The organism is Paenibacillus terricola, from assembly GCF_014779765.1.
GTDB classification, from domain to species: domain Bacteria; phylum Bacillota; class Bacilli; order Paenibacillales; family Paenibacillaceae; genus Paenibacillus_T; species Paenibacillus_T terricola.
Genome location: NZ_JACXZA010000004.1, coordinates 593,688 through 612,057 on the forward strand (window position 1 = coordinate 593,688; position 18,370 = coordinate 612,057).

Sequence of the window (18,370 nt, forward strand, 5' to 3'; positions counted from 1 at the left end):
AATCTGTTTATTGAAAATGGTTTCCTTGGAAAGCGGCAAGTTTGCTATAATAGAAAAGCTGGACTATTGAACAACCTCTATAAGTTCACTTTCAAAAAGTGAAGCAGCTTTCGTTGTAGAAAGGAAACCGACGCAACCATGGACAACCGGATTAATGATATCAATCGGATTATTAGCAATGCGATCAATGTCATGGAAGACAGCAAGGTGCAAATTTTCGAAATATGCGAATCGGCGCGCCAGGAGCTGCAGATGCTGGAGCTTGAGCTGAATACGGTTATTCAAGAAACATCCGAAATCATCAAGAAGGCGGATGAGCTTGAACGTCAGTATCGGTTGGCGCGCATTCGCTTGACTGAAGTAAGTCGTGATTTTGTCAAATATAACGAGCATGATATTAAAGCCGCTTACGAGAAAGCTACACAAATTCAGATTGAGAAAATAATGGTGGCCGAGAAGGAACAGCATTTGAAGGCGCGCCGGGACGAGCTTCAGAAGCGAGTGAAGAACGTTGATCTGTCCATTGAACGGGCGCAGACGATTCATTCGCAGATTAACGTCGTACTGGAGTATTTGTCAGGCGACCTCAATCATGTAACCCGAATTCTCGAGTCCGCTAAGAACCGCCAGTTGATTGGACTGAAGATTATTCTTGCGCAAGAAGAGGAACGAAAGCGGATGGCGCGCGATATTCACGACGGGCCTGCGCAGTCTCTTGCCAATCTAGTTCTAAGGATGGAAATTGCCGAAAGAATGATTGTAAAGCAGGAATTTCAAATGGTGCAACACGAATTAATAGATTTGAAAGCACAAGTACGCTCCGGCTTAGAAGAGATTCGAAAAATCATTTTCAATCTGAGACCGATGGCATTGGACGATCTAGGATTAGTCCCTACGTTGCGTAAATATGTGCAGGACTTTGAGGAAAAAACGAGGATTCGAACCACATTCGAAACCGTCGGCCGAGAGATTCGTTTGCCTTCGGCAATGGAGGCCGGCATCTATCGTCTCGTCCAGGAAGCGTTCACGAATGTCATGAAGCATGCTAATGCGACGTATGTGTCCCTCGAGATGACGTATCAAGCCCAATTGGTTAAATTTATTGTATCGGATAACGGTATCGGCTTTCAGGCCGAGCATCAGGAGCCGATATCTACTAATGGGGCGCATTTCGGCTTAATCGGAATGAGAGAACGCGTCGAGCTGCTGGAGGGGAGGATGGACATCGAATCAATTAAAAATCAGGGAACGAAGATTATAATCCAAGTTCCTATAAACGCACAGGATAGAAAGGAGTAACATGACGATGGAACAGAAAACCCCAGGCGATAAGAAAAGAATCAAGCTGCTAATCGCAGACGATCATCAATTGTTTCGCGAAGGTCTGAAGCGCATATTGAATATGGAAGATGACATCGAAGTTATCGGAGAATGCTATAACGGTATTCAAGTGCTTGAGTTTTGTAATCATACGCAGCCCGAGATCGTACTCATGGACATCAATATGCCAATCGAGAACGGTGTTGTTGCAACCGAACGGCTGCGCGATATGTTCCCAGAAATTAAAGTCATTATCCTATCGATTCATGACGACGAAAGCTATGTGTTCGAGACGCTCCGCAAAGGAGCTACGGGTTATCTGCTGAAGGATATGGAGGCAGAAGCACTCATTAATGCTATTCGTTCCGTTATGAACGGTTACTCGTACATTCATCCGAAGGTGACGGGCAAGCTGATCAATCAGCTGCGCCGCATGACGTATCTCGATGAGATGGGCGCGGTGTCGGCTGCTGCAGCAAGCAAAGAGCCGGGCGTGAAGTTCATCGCAAGCGAAGACAATCCGCTGACGCGCCGCGAAGCCGAAGTGCTTCGTCTGATGGCGGAAGGCAAGAGCAACAAGACGATCGGCGAGTTCTTGTTCATTAGCGAGAAGACGGTCAAAAACCACGTCAGCAGCATTTTGCAAAAGATGGAAGTGGACGATCGTACGCAAGCCGTTATTCATTCGATCAAATTCGGTTGGGTCACGTTATAATTGGAATTATAAAATGCAGAGCCGTTCTCGGACATTCCGAGGACGGCTTTTATTGTGCTGTCGCGGAGGAGCGGGATCGTAGAAGGCGCGGCATGAAGCATGAGGAAGAGCGAACATGCAAGATTGATGCTAAATATATAGCCGCGGTCAAATGAACCTTTATAGCTGATTATGGTCGTTTTCGAATATTGTTGTCCTTTTCGCCCGTAACCGATGGGCGGTGCGGCGCATATATTGTCGCATAAAGTGTGAGTTCAAAAAGTTCGGTTTTCAGCACTTTTTGAACGACCTCATAAAGGAGGTGGCCGAGATGATTTCATTAATTGCGCTTGTACTCGGCAGCTACGTGCTTGCGGCGTTGTCGGTGCACCTACTCCGATATTACGGCAGAAGCAGTCATACGAACAGAAGTCGGCATTATGTAATATATGCACGCAATGAAGAGACGCGAATGGAGTGGTTTCTCCGCTCGATCCATTGGTTCGCTCATCGCTCGGGTACAGATGTACGAGTGACCGTCGTTGATTGCGGTTCATCGGATGAAACGTTTGCGATTGTTGGGCATTTTGCCGCCAAGGACGGTTGTACGATAGAGTCGGTAACGCCGGAAACGCATCGGCTCATTCGCGCAAGCGGCATCGAGCGCGGAACGGGAGGAACGCATTTTGCCCATGCAGGGGAACCGTCCTCGCGTGCTAATCATGCGGTATTCGTCGATTTGAACTGTCCGGATGATTTGGCGAAGCTGCCTTTGTTCTGAACGAGCAGCGCTTGTTAAGGGCGAACGCAGAATTCCAATAGCCAAAGGCAATGTCACAATGCCGCTAGCATTGTATACGCTTGCGTGTCGATGTGGAATTGATTTACAATGAGAAGAAAGTTAGCTGAGTGGGAATCAATTGATGTTAAGACATGGATAGAAAGTTAGTTGAAACAATTGATAGTAAGACAGTGGATTGAAAGTTAAATGAATAGGCAGCAATTGATGATTAGGACGTGAAGCACACTCCTTACGCCGGAAACGGCGAAGGAGCGTGCTTTTTTGCGTTTTCAGGAGAAAATCAGCGGAGTAGGGAGAGGGGAATGAAAATGAAGGTTCAGCTTTATTTGGTACGAGCGAGAGGCAGTTGGTCGGTAAGATGGACGCTTGCGATGGAGGTTGATTTGGCTTATTGGGAGAGAGTGCTGGCGGGGAAGGAATGGTGTGAAGTGTCTGGTGAAAGGAATGATGGAGGGCTGCTAGGCAGCGATAGACAGGGAGATGGGAGGGATAAGGAAGGCAGGAGTGACCTAATGGTGAGGGAGGGGGCAGGAGGAGAAAAGGGGGAAAGGAGTGAGGTAGGGACGAGTGAGGGGGACCGAAGGCAAAAGGGAAGCAGGATAGACACAAGGACGGGAGAAGAAGAGCGAGCGGAAATTGTACTGCATGTGTGGCGTACGCTGCTGCCGCTTGGCTTGGCCGAGGAGGCGGCTGCAAGATGGAAGACAGAGAACGGTGGCCGTATTGCTGAAGAGCTGGCGGCGGTGCGAGCGTTTAGGAAAGTCGTTCAGGCGGCGGTAGGGTTCGAGATTAGAGGGAAGGGCGAGGAGAATTGGACGGAGCGGGTTGTGGTTGGGGGAGGGGGTCTGAGGCGAGGACTTAGGGGAGCGGGAAGATTAGGTCAAGGGCATATTCGAGGGAATGAACGAGAACAAGTGCAAGTGCAAGGGCTAGTGCAGGGACAAGTGCAAGTGCAAGGACAAGGGGAAGCGCAGGGACAAGGACAAGTGCAAGGGCAAGGGCAAGTGCAAGGACAAGTGCAAGGGCTAGTGCAGGGACAAGTGCAAGGACAAGGGCAAGGGCAACGGCAAGTGCAAGGGCGAGTGCAAGGGCAAGTGCAAGGGCTAGTGCAGGGACAAGTGCAAGGACAAGGACAAGGACAAGTGCAAGTGCAAGGACAAAGTGAATGGGGGTATTTCGAGGGAGAGAATTATAGGGTGATCGATGATGGTCTGGTACAGGCGATTGCCGATCGGCTGCAAGGACGGGCTGCGCTGCTAAGCGAAGCGCAGGAGCTGCTCGCCGCGGGACCGCCAGCATGCCGGGCGGTCGCCGCCGGCGGCTGGAGCGCGCTGGCTCCCGCGCTCCAATGGGCCGCGCTTCGCGGCCTCGTGCGACTGCGATGCGCAGTCGCACCGCAGCAGCCGGCGGCTTCGCCGCTTGGCCGGCTGCTGCTGCCCGCGCCGATGCGGCGCGGGCGTTGGCTTCGCCGCTGCATGCGATGCGGCAGCGGCGAAGCGCGGATGAACCGCACCGCATGCGCAGCGTGCGGTTCATCCGCTTGCGCGTACTGCGAGGCCTGCCTCACCATGGGACGCAGCCGCGAATGCGGGCTGCTGATCCTGGGTGGAGGCATGGCAGGCCTCGCAGACGCGCAAGGCGCCGCCATGCCTGGGGCGGCGCCTGCCGTTGCCGCGGCGAGTGCGCACAGCGTGCACGCGCCGACGGCGGTAGCTGCGCGGTGGGGCCTAAGCCCCGCGCAGCAGGCTGCTGCCGAAGCGGCGCTGCGCTACGCGCGGCCGAGGCTAACTACTGCATCCCGGCAGCCCCTCACAAACGTCGCCTCACAGTTGCAGTTCCTCATCTGGGCTGTAACAGGTGCCGGGAAGACCGAGATGGTGTTCCCGCTCATTGAGGCGGCGCTTGCGGCTGGCGGGCGAGCCTTGATCGCAACGCCGCGCCGGGACGTTGTACTGGAGCTGGATCCTCGTATTAGGCGCGCCTTTCCTGCTGCCGATGTTGTCACCTTATACGGTGGCAGTGAACAGCGCTGGGAGGATGGTGATATTACCATCGCAACGACCCATCAGCTTTTCCGATTCCAAGAGCGGTTTGATCTGGTCATTATAGACGAACTTGATGCCTTTCCCTACCATGGCGACGAACGGCTTCATTATGCGGCGGCAAAGGTTGGTGTTCCTGGCGGGGCTATCATTCTACTGTCAGCTACACCTCCCCGCGCGATGCAGCGGGATGTCCGACGAGGGAAGGTCGGCTGCGCACGGGTGCCGGTAAGGTTTCATCGCCATCCGCTGCCTGTTCCTCTCCAAACCCGAATGCCGCGTGTATCGGAGCTGCTGACTAAGCGCAAGCTGCCGCGTCCATTGCTTGCCCGTCTTGCTGCATCTCTAACCCGGGGCGCTCAGTGTTTTGTATTCGTCCAGCAAATCCGGCATGCAGAGCCGTTGGCTCAGCTGCTTCGAGCTGCGCTTCCTGACATTTCGATCGGTGCAACCTCCTCGAAGGATGCAGAACGAGCGCAGCGCGTGCAAGCTTTTCGCAATCGGGAGATCCGCGTCCTTGTTACGACGACTATTCTTGAACGTGGTGTTACGGTACCGTTCAGCGATGTTTTCATCCTTGATGCGGACGGCAAGTTATTTGATGAATCGTCGCTTGTCCAGATGGCGGGACGGGCAGGCCGGTCTGCCGACGATCCGAACGGGAGAGTTTATTTCTTCGCCTCTACAAGCAGCCAATCCCAGCGTCGAGCTATTGCCCAGATCCGAAGCATGAACCGCGAGGCCAAACGCAATGGCTACTTGCTTCAGCCGAATCCTACAACGCATAGGCAGGAGGGATAACCCTATGCAGATGTCTCGCAATCCCATCATCCAATCCATTCGTCGCTTTGCGGGCGTATTAGGCGACCTCTTAAGCGAATCGCATGCACCATGTCCGTTATGTCAAATGCCGGCTCGAAGGTCTGATCCCGATCCATTCCTACGTACGTCACTCCCGCGTGATGCAAGGCTGCTCCAGCTCTGCCGCAATTGTTCGGCTGCTGTTCCATGGATAACGCATATTGCTTGTGCTGTTTGCGGGCGGCCAGATCCTTGTCCCGATTGCAGGAGAAGGAGCGATGCTCATTTCATAATCAGTCGAAGCGCTGTTCGCTATGATGATTCCGTTCGGGAGTGGCTTGCTCTGTTCAAATACCGCGGAGACGAGCGGCTGGTTCACCCGCTCGCGGACATGCTTGACGTCGCCTACATACGGCTTGATCGGGAGCTTCGCAGTCGAAGGCCGACTCTTCGTTGGGATGCCGTCATCCCTGTCCCGGTCAGCTCGGATCGGCTGATGGAGCGCGGCTTCAATCAGGCGGAGCGAATCGCTTCTCAGTTAAGTGCTAGAAGAGGAATCCCGATGGCTGAGCTTCTAGTAAGGACGAGGCACTCGGAGAAAAAGAGCCTTCAGTCCCGCCTCGCGCGACTGAAGAGCGTCGATGGCCTTTTTACCGCGGATCCCGAGGTAGTCGCTTTATTCATCTCCAATTGTCTAAGCCGGGGATTGATTCCATCTCCAAACCACCGATCCGTCCCGCGGCATCCTATTCGTCTACTTATCGTTGACGATATCTATACAACTGGCAGTACAATTGAGGCATGCGCAGCGGCGCTTCATCAGGCATTCGGCAGCCAAGCACCACGTCTGCAGCTGGATATTTATGCGATAACTTTGGCGCGATCATGAACTTTCGACAAGCTAATTGTATAATCGACACAAAACCTCTATGAAAATACCATTCATCTGCGTTAAAATAGGGCTAATCAAACGAAGCGGCCGTATGGGCCAAGGGGGATGACGTAATGAATATTGACAACTGTCCTCGCTGCGGAAGACTATACACGAAGAATGTCCGTGATATGTGCCCGGCTTGCATCAAAGAACAAGATCAGAAGTATGAGATGTGCGCCAACTATTTGCGCGAGAACCGCGGTGCTACTATCTACGAGCTTTCAGAAGCTACCGAAGTCAGCATCGCGCAGATTACGCGTTTTATACGTGAAGGCCGTATTTCTCTTATGGATGTACCCAACATGGGTTATCCATGCGAGACATGTACCAACCTAATCCGCGAGGGCAACCTATGCGAGTCCTGCCGTTCGCGACTGATCAAAGATATTAACAAGCTTAATATCGATAAAAACAAGTCGTCTTTTGCGAGCAAGAACGGTAGCGGGACCTACCAGACCTATGAACGTGAGTAGGACGACCTAACATTTATACACTTTTTGCATTCTATAAAAAAATCCAATACACTGGCCGATAATACAAGTAGTTGATTATCGGCCAGTTTTATTTTTAGGCCTGAGTGAACGGAGCGATTAATAATGAAAATCAATGAAACCCAGCGGCTTGGAGCCGTCAATCCATACCGGAACAAAAGCGACTTGCGCGCTGCTCAAACGAATAACAAGCAGAAGCGCGACAACTTGCAAATTTCATCCGAAGCGATGGAAATGCTGCAGTCGCAGAATGTCGAAGGCGCAAAGTCGCCTGAGCGTCAACGCCAGCTCGACGAGCTGAAGAATCAAGTGTCGACCGGGACCTACCATGTAGAGTCCGGCAAGCTTGCGGAGAAGCTGCTTCCTTACTTGTATCGGAATAAGAACTAGAAGCGGGTGTGACACCAGATGTCAGTACAAGTTATTTTAGACATTTTGCACAAGCAATCCGAGGTGTATGAGCAATTGCTCGAACTTGCCAATCAGAAGACGCCCGTACTCGTGAGCAATGATGTTCAGCAGCTTAATGCGATATTGCAGCAGGAGCGCAAGCTGGTTAAGCGGTCGGAGGAACTCGAGTTTTCTCGCATGCAGCATACGAACATTTTTTTTGCCAATATGAGATCGCACTATCGTCTCGGCAAACTCAGCGATTTGATTAAGGCGGTTACCAATGCGGACGACAAAGTCGCTTTATCCCGCTATCACCGAATACTGGTAGATCTGCTTGATGAGCTGAAGAGGAAGAATGATCAGAATCAACAACTTATCGAGCAATCGCTGTCGTTTCTCGATTTCTCCATTCAGCTGCTGACAGACGATCCTAACGATGAGTACACCTATAAGCATCCGCAGTCGCTCGCGTACGGGAAGTCGCAGGGTTACGGCCTAGATATCAAACGGTAAGCGAGATTACAAGAACACGGAGCGCCAGGCAATGGTTGCTACCCTATGAGACAGTAAGGAGTGTAACGGATGAGATCGACATTCCATAGCATAGAAACGGCCAAGCGTGCCCTATTCACAGAACAGGCGAACATCAGCACAACGGGCCATAATATCTCGAATGCAAACACCCCAGGCTTTTCCCGCCAGCGTGTTAACCTCGTAGCTTCGCGTCCGATCGAGGCGCCTGGCTATATGCGAAGCAACATCCCGGGCCAGCTCGGCACCGGCGTCGAGTTCACGTCCATTACGCGTGTGCGCGAGAAGTTTCTGGATGACCAATTCCGCAATGCGAACCGCAGCCTGGGAGAGTGGTCAGTTAAGGCTGATTCACTAAGCAAGTTGGAGTCTGTATTCAACGAGCCATCCGATTCCGGTGTGCGTACCGTTATGGATAACTTCTGGAAATCATGGACCGACCTCAGCAAAGATCCCGAGAGCATTACCGGTCGTAAAATCGTCCGGGAGAACGCGCTTGCCCTCGTCGATGCATTCAACGAGACAAGCAAGCATCTGACGGACCTGCAGGCTGATTTGACGACGAGTATTTCGACAATGACGGACCAGATCAATTCAATGTCCAGTTCTATCGCGGATTTGAACCTCGAGATTAAACGTCTGGAAGCCTATGGCGATAATCCGAACGACCTGATGGATCAGCGCGATTACCTGGTTGATCAACTGTCCAAAATGATCAATGTATCGGTAGTCAACACATCGGACGGTTACGATGTTTCCGTTGGCGGCATCACGCTGGTAGACGGGGTGAATGCTGTCGGCACTAGTGTCGACGCGCTAGAAGCGCAGTTCAATGGCGGAGGCGTCGTCGGCGGACAAATTGAAGGGATGATCGTCTCGCGCGACCAGATCGTAACCGACTATCAGAGTCAGCTCGATGCCATGGTGGACACGCTTGCGAACGGTGAGATTACACTCACGTTACCTGCGGGTTCGACTTACCAAGGAACAACTTTGGCGGCAGATCAGACGGTTACGGTCAAAGGCATTAACGGGCTTCATCAGCTGGGCTTCCTGTTCAATGCGCCTTCTGCCGCTCCGCAGCAGGCAGGTGATATATTCGTGACGAGCGACGGATCGGGCACGTTCACGGCTGCCAATATCCGTCTCAGTCAAGCGATCGTCGACGATCCGATGAATATCGCGACCTCCATGCGAACCGTCATATTGAACGGCAACGAAGAGACGGTCAAAGGTAACAACACATTGGCGAACCTCATGGCAGGGCTGAAGGAGACGAAATTCAAATTCACGCCGATTGCAAGTCAGAACGGCATTACGGACGGCACGATCGACGAATTCTATGCATCGATGATTGGTCAACTAGGTCTTCAGTCTCAAGAGGCGGATCGTCAGTCAACGAACCAACAGGATATCGTAACACAAGTCGATTCCCGCCGCCAATCGGTCAGCGGCGTCTCGCTCGACGAAGAGATGTCGGATCTCATTAAGTACCAGCATGCCTATTCCGCTGCGGCACGCTTCATGACGGCAATTGACGAGACGTTGGACAAAGTCATTAACGGCATGGGCGTAGTGGGACGTTAATCACCTATTTAGCGGTTAAGGGGCGGGCATCGGTAGCCCGCCTTTACCCTAAATGAATCAGCCAGCCTATATTCCGAGGAGGAACCGAACATGGCACTTCGCGTAACGCCAGGCATGATGCAGAGCCAGCTCATGCGCAACATCAACCATAACCTGACCCGCATGCAGGGGCTTCAGAATGAGCAGTCGACAGGCCGTAAGCTGAATAAGCCATCGGACGACCCGGTCGGCATCACTTATTCGCTGCGCTATCGCAGCGAGCTTTCGATGAACGAGCAGTATGACAAAAACATCGCACAGGCCAAATCCCAGTTAGAACACACGGATACAGTGTTGGGACAGTTGAGCGAACTAGTCCAAAGAGCGCAAGAGTTGGCGGTTCAAGCTCAGAACGACACGAATCCGCAGACTGCATTGGATGCAATCGCTGTCGAGATAAATCAAATTTATGAGCAGGCTATTATGATTGGCAATGACCAGTTGAATGGCAAATATATTTTTAATGGACAGATGACGGATATCGAGCCGTATGATTCGGCTACTGCAGCTACTGCTGCTGCTCCAGATACAGACGATCAAACCGTTAAGGTAAGGTTTTCTGCGGGGGTAACGGTTGCTGTTGATATAACCGGAGGGGAAGTCTTCGGCAAGACGGGTGACAATGATAATCTCTTTAAAACCTTAAAGGATATCTACAACTCCTTGACTCCGACAGCCAACAAAGCTGCATTGCAGACTGCTGCTAATCAGTTGAATTCCCGTTACGAAAAGATAATCAATACGCGTTCGGAAGTTGGGGCACGAACTAATAGGGTTGACCTTATCGATCAGCGTATGCAGGACTTGAACTATAACTTGACAGAGCTGCAAAGCAAAACAGAGGATGCCGATATGGCGGAAACGATTCTGAAGTTTAATCAAGAAGAAGCGGTTTATCAAGCTTCCTTGTCAGTTGGTGCAAAAGTGATTCAAAGAACGCTAGTTGATTATTTGAATTGATGTTGAGGAACAAGGGGGCAGATGGAGGCCATGAATGATTTAAGATTGTCGATTCGGCAGACCTATGCTGCAATTGGAATCCACTCGGAGCCATCTCGTTTGGAAATCAACTCATCCCCTGGAGAGCAAGCAATTGAGCAGCCTGCTGCAAAGATGGAGTTTGAATCTACGTCCTCGAAACTGACGATTGATTCGACCGAGGCGTGGCACGCACTCGGACACGGACCGAATCTGGAATGGAACAGCGGGATTTATAGCCAAATGCCGTCCATTTTTTTGCAGCAACTGGCAAGGAAGGTTGAAGAGGGACGGCGAATGGCGGATATTACGAATCCGCGCAGTGCATTTGCGGATCTAGCGAAGGATGCGTTATTCCGGTCCAATCCGGTCAATTATCAGATCAAGGCTCCCGGCTACAATAATGTAAAGGTAGAGTATGAACCTGGCACTGTTCATACGGAGATTGAGGCATCAGCTGTCCAAATTGACTACACACCGCATCGACCGGAAATAAAGGCGCAACGTGGGAATTTTGAAATATATATGCGCCAGAAGAATGAAATCAATATACAGGTTACACCATACGATTGGTATAAGTAGGCGTGCTATAGCGAAAGCTATAGCATTGTTTTTTAACGACCATTAATTGTGATTGAGTAGTGAAAAATTGATTCCTTGAATTTTTATGTTTCTGTTTTAGAGCTGGATGTGAATAAGATCGAAATCGGGTTTGGAGGTTAAGCGATGAATGTGTTAATAAATAAAAAACTGGATTTGGGGGATAGTATTTTTGGATTTACGGAATTCCGCTACTTTCGGGTAGAAGAAATGGATGATGAGGCGGGGTTCCTACTGCTGCAGAGCGAAGAGAACGAAAGCGTTGGCTTTATAGTTGTGTCACCTTTTCACTTTTATCAGGATTACGAATTTAAATTAAACGATGAAGTGATAGCAGGGTTGCAAATCGAAAAGCCGGATGATGTTGCTGTATTCACCATTGTTACTATTAATCAGCCATTTAGTCGTTCTACAATTAATTTGGTAGCACCGATCGTAATAAACATCAAGACTGGTCACGGAAGACAGGTCATTTTGAATGATACATCGTATTTGATTCATTCGGCTCTATTCCCCACTACGGAAGGCGGGATCTGACCATGCTCATATTGAGCCGGAAGAGGGGACAAACGATCGTTATTAATCAGAATATCGAAATTGTTATTACAGCGATCGAAGGAGACCAAGTAAAGATCGGAATCCAAGCGCCAAGAGAATATAGTATAGTGCGAAAAGAAGTCATGGAGGATGTCAAAGCATCCAATCGAAAAGCTATATCGACTTCTACGAGTATGAAGGATTTGAAGGAATGGGTACAAAGTCGCAAAAAAACGGATAAAAATAAAAATATAATTAGAAAACTATAAACTCTTCTTCGAAAACTGCCGATGATAATTATGCAGGCGGAAACGACTGCTCCACAAGGAAGTGGATAATACAAATTCAGGGAGGAAATAAATCATGATTATCAACCACAATCTTAACGCAATGAACTCGCATCGTAACCTGGTGTTCAACAACATCCAACAAGGCAAGTCCAGCGAAAAACTTTCTTCGGGCTACCGCATCAACCGTGCTGCTGACGATGCAGCAGGCCTGTCGATCTCCCAAAAAATGCGTGCTGACATCCGTGCAATGAACCAAGGTATGCGCAACACGCAAGACGGTATCTCGATGGTACAAGCAGCCGAGGGTGCGATGAACGAAGTTTCCGATATGCTGACACGCATGAAGGAACTTACTACTCAAGCATCGAACGGAACGTTGACTGCGGCTGATGATATCGCTGCGATTCAAAACGAATACAGCAACCTTGCTGGTGAAATCAACCGCATTGGCACGAACTTCACATTCAACGGCATTACGTTGCTCGACGGCACAGGTGGCAATGTCACGATTCAAACGGCAGGTAAAGATGCTGACCAAATCGTACTTGATATGAGCGGAATCGATGTTAAGAGCCTCACTTTCGGAACAATTACGAGCCAAACTGATGCTCGTACAGAAAACGGTGTTGTTGATACTGCCATCTCTACGATCAATACGGCGCGTTCGACGCTGGGTGCTTACCAGAACCGTCTGGAACATGCATACAATAACGTTGGCGTGAACGCAGAAAACCTGCAAGCAGCAGAATCCCGTATCCGCGATACGGACATGGCTGCAGAGATGATGAACTACACGAAGCTCAACATCCTGCAACAAGCTTCGACAGCAATGCTTGCGCAAGCTAACCAAGCGCCACAAGGCGTACTGCAATTGCTCCGTTAATTCATTTATTGCAGCAAGGAGGGGTCCACGATATTTGTGGACCCCTTTTTAATAGATAAGTTATGAAGATAGCACATAGGACATAAGTATTTGTTCTCATAAATTTTAACTAACGGTCTATAAATTAATGTCACTATGAATTCGATATATATATTAAAGAAGAAGATTACGGAAAGAAGGGGACAACGTGCCTATTCGGTTGACCGGTATGAGTTCGGGACTTGACGTAGAGTCAATGGTTAAAGAGCTTATGAAAGCCGAACGTATTCCTGTGAATAAGCTGCAGCAGAAGAAGCAGACCATTCAATGGAAAGTAGATGCCTACACTGGCTTTAACCTCAAGTTTTCGGCAATGCGCGAATCAATATCGACTTTGAGGTTTTCAAGCGGCTGGAAGAAGACGGATTCCAATGGTAATACTGTTCGACTTAGCACGGATGAAATGGTAACTAAGATCAAGGACTTTGTAAGCAAATATAATGAAATGGTCACTTCTGTGAACGGTGATTTAACAGAAAAAGTTGACAACAATTATAGACCGCTTACTTCAGACGAGAAAGCTGCCATGAACGAGACTGATATTACAAACTGGGAGAACAAAGCGAAGGAAGGATTGCTTCGTAATGATTCTATCCTACGGACTGTACTCAGTGATATGCGTGGAATTCCATCTGCCGTTCTAACAGGCACTGGTGTAAACACGAATTATGACACATTGAGTGAAATTGGTATTAAAACGAATATGTTCGTTATCGGTTCCTCTGAGAATGGCAAACTGCAAATCGACGAGACGAAGCTTCGGGCGGCAATCGAAGCAGATCCTGACGCTGTCGTTTCTCTATTAACCAAACAAGGAACAGGTTCGGATCGAGGACTCCTTCAGCGAGTCTACGAAACAATGAACACAGCTATGACGCAAGTATCTCGCAAAATTAATGGCGGTATAGGAACGGCAGCTAGCCTAGTAAAGCAAATGTCCGATATTGATAAAAACATAATCAGTAAGAATACTATGTTGGACAAACGCGAAGAGTTCTACTATAAAATGTTCTCTAATATGGAAGCGGCTGTGAATAAAGGAAACGCTCAAATGGCTTGGCTATCGCAACAATTCGGATAATGAAAGGGCTGTGAGTAGAATGGAAATTTCAACTCAAGTACAGCCGGTTCAGTCACAAACGTTCAAAGAGTCTGCTTCATTTCAACGAGTAGCCGGGGAGTATCAGGTTCTGAAGGTTAAAGGTAAAACTAATATTCTGTCCGTCAGTGAACAGGCGCTGGTTAAAGCGATTGAGAAAGCGAACCGAGCCGTGCAGGGAACAGAGCATACGTTCCATTACAAAATTCATGAGGCGACACACGATGTCATTGTGCAAATTCTAGACAAGAAAACGAATGAAGTCGTACATGAGATCCCTTCCGAGAAATTTATAGACTTGATCGAAAAGCTGAAAGAGCTAACTGTGGGAGCTATCATTGACGAAAAAAGGTGAGATAAAATATGCAGCAGGCACAAAATAGTTATTTGCATACGAAAGTTCAAACTTCTTCTCCGGGACAATTGACGCTTATGCTTTACAATGGATGCCTAAAGTTTATCAAGCTAGCTGTAATCAGCATCGAGAAGCGGGACTATGAAGGAAAGCATGTAAACTTTGTAAAGGCACAAAATATAATTGAAGAGCTTCAGTCAACCCTGAAGATGGAATATGAATTGTCGGTGCAGTTAAGTCAGCTGTATACTTTTATCAATCAGAAGCTCATAGAGGCGAATGTGAAGCAAGATATTAAAGCTGCGGAAGACTGCATTCATTTAATATCAGAGCTTCGCGACACATGGGTTGAGGCTTTGAAAGAGTTGGGTCAAGGCGGAATGGTATCATCACTATGAAAACAGTAGATGAATTGCTGAAAGAGCTGAAGGATGTCGCCCATTCAGTTCTACAAATTAATCTGAAGGAAGAAGCAAACCATGGTTTGCTTCTTTTATTGCAAGATCAACAAGCCGATATTAGGAAGAAAATCGATGAAGTCACCTCGGATTCATTTAGTGGATATACGCCCGAGCAACTAGATATACTGAGGGATTGCATAGAGATGGAACAAGAAAATATAAATCGGGTGGAATTGATGAAAGCGGAGATAGGCGAGAAGATCGCTAATTTATCCAAGAGTAAGATAGGTCGAAATGCCTATCAAGGTGAAATGATTCAACATATCGGGTATTTTATTGATAATCATCAATAAATTAATTGTATTTATGGTTAAAATATACTAAAATTACTATTGTAAATAGTTGTTTCTGTATTAATCGAACATATTGGCAAAACTGTAGAAATACAGCGACGCAAAGCTATGGGTCTTCATTCCTGGGGGGAAATCACTAGGATTAAGATTGCCAGGTTGCCCATTGTTTTTGTATTCCAAAACAATAGCAACCTGCTATTGTTTTTTTTTATTACATATTAGGGGGAAATGGTATGGTTAAAGCAAGGCAAGGTATTATGCTCTTGTTTGCGATGTGGATTGCAATCAGCGGACTATTCCTGCAGCCACAGCAAACAAATGCAGCGACTACTGACTACGTTACAGTAACAAAGTCAGCTAATCCGTCTGCAATCACGACATTGGATGAGGTTGATGTTCAACTTAGTATTACGGGCACACCACCTGTTAATGTGACAGTGCCAAACGATGTCGTTTTAGTAATTGACAAGTCGGGCAGTATGGCTCCATCTTATAACAATGGCGAAGACAAAATGAAGAACGCGAAAGAAGCGGCTAAAGGCTTCGTCGATTTGATGGATTTATCGGTACATCGAGTAGCGGTCGTCGATTTTTCCTCGACGAACATGATTGGAAGCCTTGATTTTACAACGGATAAACAGCAGGCTAAAAATTATATCGATACAATCTCGGCAAATGGATCTACCGCTACAGGCGATGCAATTGATGTTGCGAGAGGTTTGCTTGCCAACCACCGTCCTGAGGCTCAGCCGGTGATCGTAATTATGACAGACGGAGATGCAACGCAACCATCTACAGATCCTTACCAGTATGCAAAAGATAAGGCGATGCAAGCCAAAGCGGAAGGAATTATCTTCTATACGATTGCATTGCTTAAATCAACTGATAACCCAGATACAAGCGGTCCCAACATCTTGCTAAAGGATATGGCTACGACAGCGAACCATCACCACTTTGTATTGGGGTCAACGGGTCTAAGTGAAATCTATGCGGCCATTGTCAAAGAAATCGGCTTGGCCAGTGCGTATGATGTTAAGGTGACAGACATAGTAAGTAATGATTTCGAGATTGTGCCTGGTTCCTATGATAATAATATTCCGAAACCTGTTGTGAATGGGAATACATTGACTTGGACCTTTAACGAATTGAAGAACAGCACGTTGAACTTTACTTATAAGATTCGTCCGGTAAGTAAAACGAAAACAGGCAAATTGCCTATATCATTGACGACTTCGAATATTTCTTACAAAGACTATGCGGGTGCGACTCGTACTAAGGCTATTCCCGTTGTAAGTGTGGACGTCAAACTGCCGGCTCCAATCGTAACGTCCGTAACGGAGCCTTCCGGACCTCCGGCAGGAGGACAAACGGTTACAATCAAAGGTAAAAATTTCGTTCAAGGCGCGACTGTAACATTTGGTTCTACCCTTGCGAAAAACGTAGTTGTCGTAAGTGACTCGGAAATTACGGTGACGGCACCGGCTGGAGCACAAGGAACAGTAGACGTAGCTGTTCGAAATCCAGATGGCCAAAATGCAAAGGGCTCTTATCAATATATTATTGATCCTATTGTTACTGCAATAACTCCGCCGAACGGACCGCTTGCTGGTAGCAATATCGTTACAATTGATGGGAATTATTTCATGAAAGGCGTAACGGTTTTGTTTGGAGATAAGGCCGGTTCAGTTTCAGTCTTCTCTGTCGCTCAGTTGAAAGTGGTTGTACCGGTAGGGGCGCAAGCTGGTCCAGTAGATGTGAAGATTACAAATCCTGATGGAACCAGTGTTACTGTGTCTGGAGGTTATACGTACGATGCAGCGCCGTCTACAGATCCAGAAATAACGTCTGTATCTCCTAACTCCGGGCTTGTAACTGGCGGAAATACAATCTACATTAATGGTAAAAACTTTAAATCAGGCATGAAAGCAGTTGTAGGCGGTAAAGATGCAGCAACTGTATATGTTACTAATGCGCAATTGAGATTAACGGTTCCTGCCGCTGATCAACCAGGAACGGTCGACGTTGCAGTTCGTGATCTGGATGGAAAGTTATTCGTTAAAGAACAAAGCTATACGTACAATCCCATTGTATATCCGACTCCAACAGTGACATCCATTGCACCTGTTAGTGGTCCGCTGGCTGGTGGAAATACGGTTTACATTTATGGTACAAACTTTGTTAATGGCGTTTCGAAAGTTTTTATCGGATCAAAAGAAGTAACGGCGGTATATGTGAACTCAACAACACTGCGTTTCACTATGCCGGCAGGTGATGCCGCTGGTAAAGTCGATGTAAAAGTGGCAAATACAGACCAAGAAGCTGTGCTGCCGCAGGCCTATGAGTATATCGCACCAGTTATTTCACAGGTTAAAATCACAGACATCAGTCCCAATACGAGTACTGTTTCCGGTGGAATTATCGCTTATATTAACGGAGAGAACTTTATGTCAGGGGCTACCGTTACGTTAGGCGGCACCAATGCCAGTACGGCATACGTGAATGCAACACAACTTCGAATCACCGTACCTGCAGCGACTGCACCAGGTTTAGTCGACTTGACGGTAACTAACAAAGACGGTGGTACTGCAACATTGACGGGTGGGTTTGAATATACACCGGTGCTTCCGCAAATTACGGGTGTGAGTCCAGGGAATGCGAGCCGTGCCGGCGGAGCATTGATCTATGTTAATGGTACGAATTTTAACACGTCCGCAATCGTAAGCATCAACGGTGTAAATGCTACTACGGCTTATGTTAGCACTCAACAATTGCGGGTAACGGTGCCAGCAAGCTCGACTGTTGGAACGGTTCCGCTTGTTGTTACATTATCAAATGGACAGACGGCATCGACTACTTTTGTATACGATGATCTGCCTACTACGCCTCCCCCTACATTGACGAGTCTGACTCCGACAAGCGCGAAGGTAGGAGCTACGATTTATATTTACGGTAAAGACTTCAAGAATAAACCGAAAGTGTTCTTCGGTTCTGTAGAAGCTACGAGTGTCACATATGTAAATACGACGACCGTACGGGTAGTTGTACCTGCTGGAAACACCGGCACAGTTGAGGTGAAAGTCGTAAATCCAGATACACAAGAGAGCAATACGCTAACATTTACGTATAACTAATAGCAAAAGGCAGAGCTGATGGTTACATCAGCTCTGCCTTTTTGCTGTGCCCTAACGACGTTCCGTAGAC

At 48.2% G+C, this 18,370-nt stretch carries 19 protein-coding genes and 1 riboswitch; all 19 genes read left to right on the forward strand.

Annotated features, from left to right (window positions below; all coding sequences use genetic code 11):
* Positions 1-138 precede the first annotated feature (138 nt).
* The 19 genes from H8B09_RS18825 to H8B09_RS18915 all read left to right on the forward strand — a co-directional run bounded on the left by H8B09_RS18825 (position 139) and on the right by H8B09_RS18915 (position 18,300).
* A complete protein-coding gene (locus H8B09_RS18825) occupies positions 139-1,299 on the forward strand; it encodes a sensor histidine kinase (protein WP_191205077.1) in 1,161 nt (386 codons plus the stop codon).
* Between the two features lie 7 nt (positions 1,300-1,306).
* Entirely contained in the window at positions 1,307-2,035 is a 729-nt protein-coding gene (locus H8B09_RS18830) for a response regulator (protein WP_191205078.1), read from the forward strand.
* Positions 2,036-2,345: 310 nt separating this feature from the next.
* Positions 2,346-2,795: a glycosyltransferase family protein gene (locus H8B09_RS18835; RefSeq protein ID WP_191205079.1), complete on the forward strand. Its 450-nt coding sequence runs from the start codon at positions 2,346-2,348 to the stop codon at positions 2,793-2,795.
* Positions 2,796-3,118: 323 nt separating this feature from the next.
* Positions 3,119-5,659: a helicase-related protein gene (locus tag H8B09_RS18840; protein ID WP_224753729.1), complete on the forward strand. Its 2,541-nt coding sequence runs from the start codon at positions 3,119-3,121 to the stop codon at positions 5,657-5,659.
* 4 nt (positions 5,660-5,663) lie between these two features.
* Positions 5,664-6,548, forward strand: a complete 885-nt coding sequence (locus H8B09_RS18845; protein ID WP_191205080.1) for a ComFC family protein — start codon at positions 5,664-5,666, stop codon at positions 6,546-6,548.
* Between the two features lie 116 nt (positions 6,549-6,664).
* Positions 6,665-7,066: a TIGR03826 family flagellar region protein gene (locus H8B09_RS18850; RefSeq protein ID WP_191205081.1), complete on the forward strand. Its 402-nt coding sequence runs from the start codon at positions 6,665-6,667 to the stop codon at positions 7,064-7,066.
* Between the two features lie 123 nt (positions 7,067-7,189).
* Positions 7,190-7,474 carry a flagellar biosynthesis anti-sigma factor FlgM gene (gene flgM, locus H8B09_RS18855; protein WP_191205082.1) on the forward strand — a complete coding sequence of 95 codons (285 nt, stop codon included), beginning with the start codon at positions 7,190-7,192 and terminating at the stop codon, positions 7,472-7,474.
* A gap of 18 nt (positions 7,475-7,492) precedes the next feature.
* A complete protein-coding gene (locus tag H8B09_RS18860; protein WP_191205083.1) occupies positions 7,493-7,990 on the forward strand; it encodes a flagellar protein FlgN in 498 nt (165 codons plus the stop codon).
* Between the two features lie 69 nt (positions 7,991-8,059).
* The gene (flgK, locus tag H8B09_RS18865) at positions 8,060-9,595 is read left to right on the forward strand and encodes a flagellar hook-associated protein FlgK (RefSeq protein ID WP_191205084.1); all 1,536 of its coding nucleotides are present in this window, start codon (positions 8,060-8,062) and stop codon (positions 9,593-9,595) included.
* A gap of 90 nt (positions 9,596-9,685) precedes the next feature.
* Positions 9,686-10,594 (forward strand): flagellar hook-associated protein FlgL, encoded by a 909-nt coding sequence (gene flgL, locus H8B09_RS18870; RefSeq protein ID WP_191205085.1) that lies wholly within the window; start codon positions 9,686-9,688, stop codon positions 10,592-10,594.
* 30 nt (positions 10,595-10,624) lie between these two features.
* Entirely contained in the window at positions 10,625-11,194 is a 570-nt protein-coding gene (locus H8B09_RS18875; protein ID WP_191205086.1) for a DUF6470 family protein, read from the forward strand.
* 144 nt (positions 11,195-11,338) lie between these two features.
* Positions 11,339-11,749: a flagellar assembly protein FliW gene (gene fliW, locus H8B09_RS18880; RefSeq protein WP_191205087.1), complete on the forward strand. Its 411-nt coding sequence runs from the start codon at positions 11,339-11,341 to the stop codon at positions 11,747-11,749.
* Positions 11,750-11,751: 2 nt separating this feature from the next.
* Complete coding sequence (gene csrA / locus H8B09_RS18885; protein WP_191205088.1) at positions 11,752-12,018, forward strand: carbon storage regulator CsrA; 267 nt, start codon at positions 11,752-11,754, stop codon at positions 12,016-12,018.
* 94 nt (positions 12,019-12,112) lie between these two features.
* Entirely contained in the window at positions 12,113-12,922 is an 810-nt protein-coding gene (locus H8B09_RS18890) for a flagellin N-terminal helical domain-containing protein (RefSeq protein WP_191205089.1), read from the forward strand.
* Between the two features lie 187 nt (positions 12,923-13,109).
* Positions 13,110-14,042 (forward strand): flagellar filament capping protein FliD, encoded by a 933-nt coding sequence (fliD, locus tag H8B09_RS18895; RefSeq protein WP_191205090.1) that lies wholly within the window; start codon positions 13,110-13,112, stop codon positions 14,040-14,042.
* A 19-nt stretch (positions 14,043-14,061) separates the two neighbouring features.
* On the forward strand, positions 14,062-14,415 hold the full coding sequence (locus tag H8B09_RS18900) for a flagellar protein FlaG (RefSeq protein WP_191205091.1): 354 nt from the start codon (positions 14,062-14,064) through the stop codon (positions 14,413-14,415).
* A gap of 8 nt (positions 14,416-14,423) precedes the next feature.
* A complete protein-coding gene (fliS, locus tag H8B09_RS18905; RefSeq protein ID WP_191205092.1) occupies positions 14,424-14,813 on the forward strand; it encodes a flagellar export chaperone FliS in 390 nt (129 codons plus the stop codon).
* Complete coding sequence (locus H8B09_RS18910) at positions 14,810-15,169, forward strand: hypothetical protein (protein ID WP_191205093.1); 360 nt, start codon at positions 14,810-14,812, stop codon at positions 15,167-15,169. Before fliS ends, H8B09_RS18910 begins: the two co-directional genes overlap by 4 nt.
* 65 nt (positions 15,170-15,234) lie before the next feature.
* A riboswitch (cyclic di-GMP riboswitch) is annotated at positions 15,235-15,333 on the forward strand.
* Between the two features lie 69 nt (positions 15,334-15,402).
* Positions 15,403-18,300: an IPT/TIG domain-containing protein gene (locus H8B09_RS18915; protein WP_191205094.1), complete on the forward strand. Its 2,898-nt coding sequence runs from the start codon at positions 15,403-15,405 to the stop codon at positions 18,298-18,300.
* The last annotated feature ends 70 nt before the right edge of the window (positions 18,301-18,370 follow it).

What these genes read in the sequence shown, in the direction of transcription:
- H8B09_RS18825 (WP_191205077.1), top strand. Translation starts at nt 139, where the DNA reads ATGGACAACCGGATTAATGATATCAATCGGATTATTAGCAATGCGATC.
- flgK (WP_191205084.1), top strand. Translation starts at nt 8,060, where the DNA reads ATGAGATCGACATTCCATAGCATAGAAACGGCCAAGCGTGCCCTATTC.
- flgM (WP_191205082.1), top strand. Translation starts at nt 7,190, where the DNA reads ATGAAAATCAATGAAACCCAGCGGCTTGGAGCCGTCAATCCATACCGG.
- fliS (WP_191205092.1), top strand. Translation starts at nt 14,424, where the DNA reads ATGCAGCAGGCACAAAATAGTTATTTGCATACGAAAGTTCAAACTTCT.
- H8B09_RS18910 (WP_191205093.1), top strand. Translation starts at nt 14,810, where the DNA reads ATGAAAACAGTAGATGAATTGCTGAAAGAGCTGAAGGATGTCGCCCAT.
- H8B09_RS18890 (WP_191205089.1), top strand. Translation starts at nt 12,113, where the DNA reads ATGATTATCAACCACAATCTTAACGCAATGAACTCGCATCGTAACCTG.
- flgL (WP_191205085.1), top strand. Translation starts at nt 9,686, where the DNA reads ATGGCACTTCGCGTAACGCCAGGCATGATGCAGAGCCAGCTCATGCGC.
- H8B09_RS18835 (WP_191205079.1), top strand. Translation starts at nt 2,346, where the DNA reads ATGATTTCATTAATTGCGCTTGTACTCGGCAGCTACGTGCTTGCGGCG.
- H8B09_RS18830 (WP_191205078.1), top strand. Translation starts at nt 1,307, where the DNA reads ATGGAACAGAAAACCCCAGGCGATAAGAAAAGAATCAAGCTGCTAATC.
- H8B09_RS18860 (WP_191205083.1), top strand. Translation starts at nt 7,493, where the DNA reads ATGTCAGTACAAGTTATTTTAGACATTTTGCACAAGCAATCCGAGGTG.
- H8B09_RS18915 (WP_191205094.1), top strand. Translation starts at nt 15,403, where the DNA reads ATGGTTAAAGCAAGGCAAGGTATTATGCTCTTGTTTGCGATGTGGATT.
- H8B09_RS18840 (WP_224753729.1), top strand. Translation starts at nt 3,119, where the DNA reads ATGAAAATGAAGGTTCAGCTTTATTTGGTACGAGCGAGAGGCAGTTGG.
- H8B09_RS18845 (WP_191205080.1), top strand. Translation starts at nt 5,664, where the DNA reads ATGCAGATGTCTCGCAATCCCATCATCCAATCCATTCGTCGCTTTGCG.
- H8B09_RS18875 (WP_191205086.1), top strand. Translation starts at nt 10,625, where the DNA reads ATGAATGATTTAAGATTGTCGATTCGGCAGACCTATGCTGCAATTGGA.
- fliW (WP_191205087.1), top strand. Translation starts at nt 11,339, where the DNA reads ATGAATGTGTTAATAAATAAAAAACTGGATTTGGGGGATAGTATTTTT.
- H8B09_RS18900 (WP_191205091.1), top strand. Translation starts at nt 14,062, where the DNA reads ATGGAAATTTCAACTCAAGTACAGCCGGTTCAGTCACAAACGTTCAAA.
- csrA (WP_191205088.1), top strand. Translation starts at nt 11,752, where the DNA reads ATGCTCATATTGAGCCGGAAGAGGGGACAAACGATCGTTATTAATCAG.
- H8B09_RS18850 (WP_191205081.1), top strand. Translation starts at nt 6,665, where the DNA reads ATGAATATTGACAACTGTCCTCGCTGCGGAAGACTATACACGAAGAAT.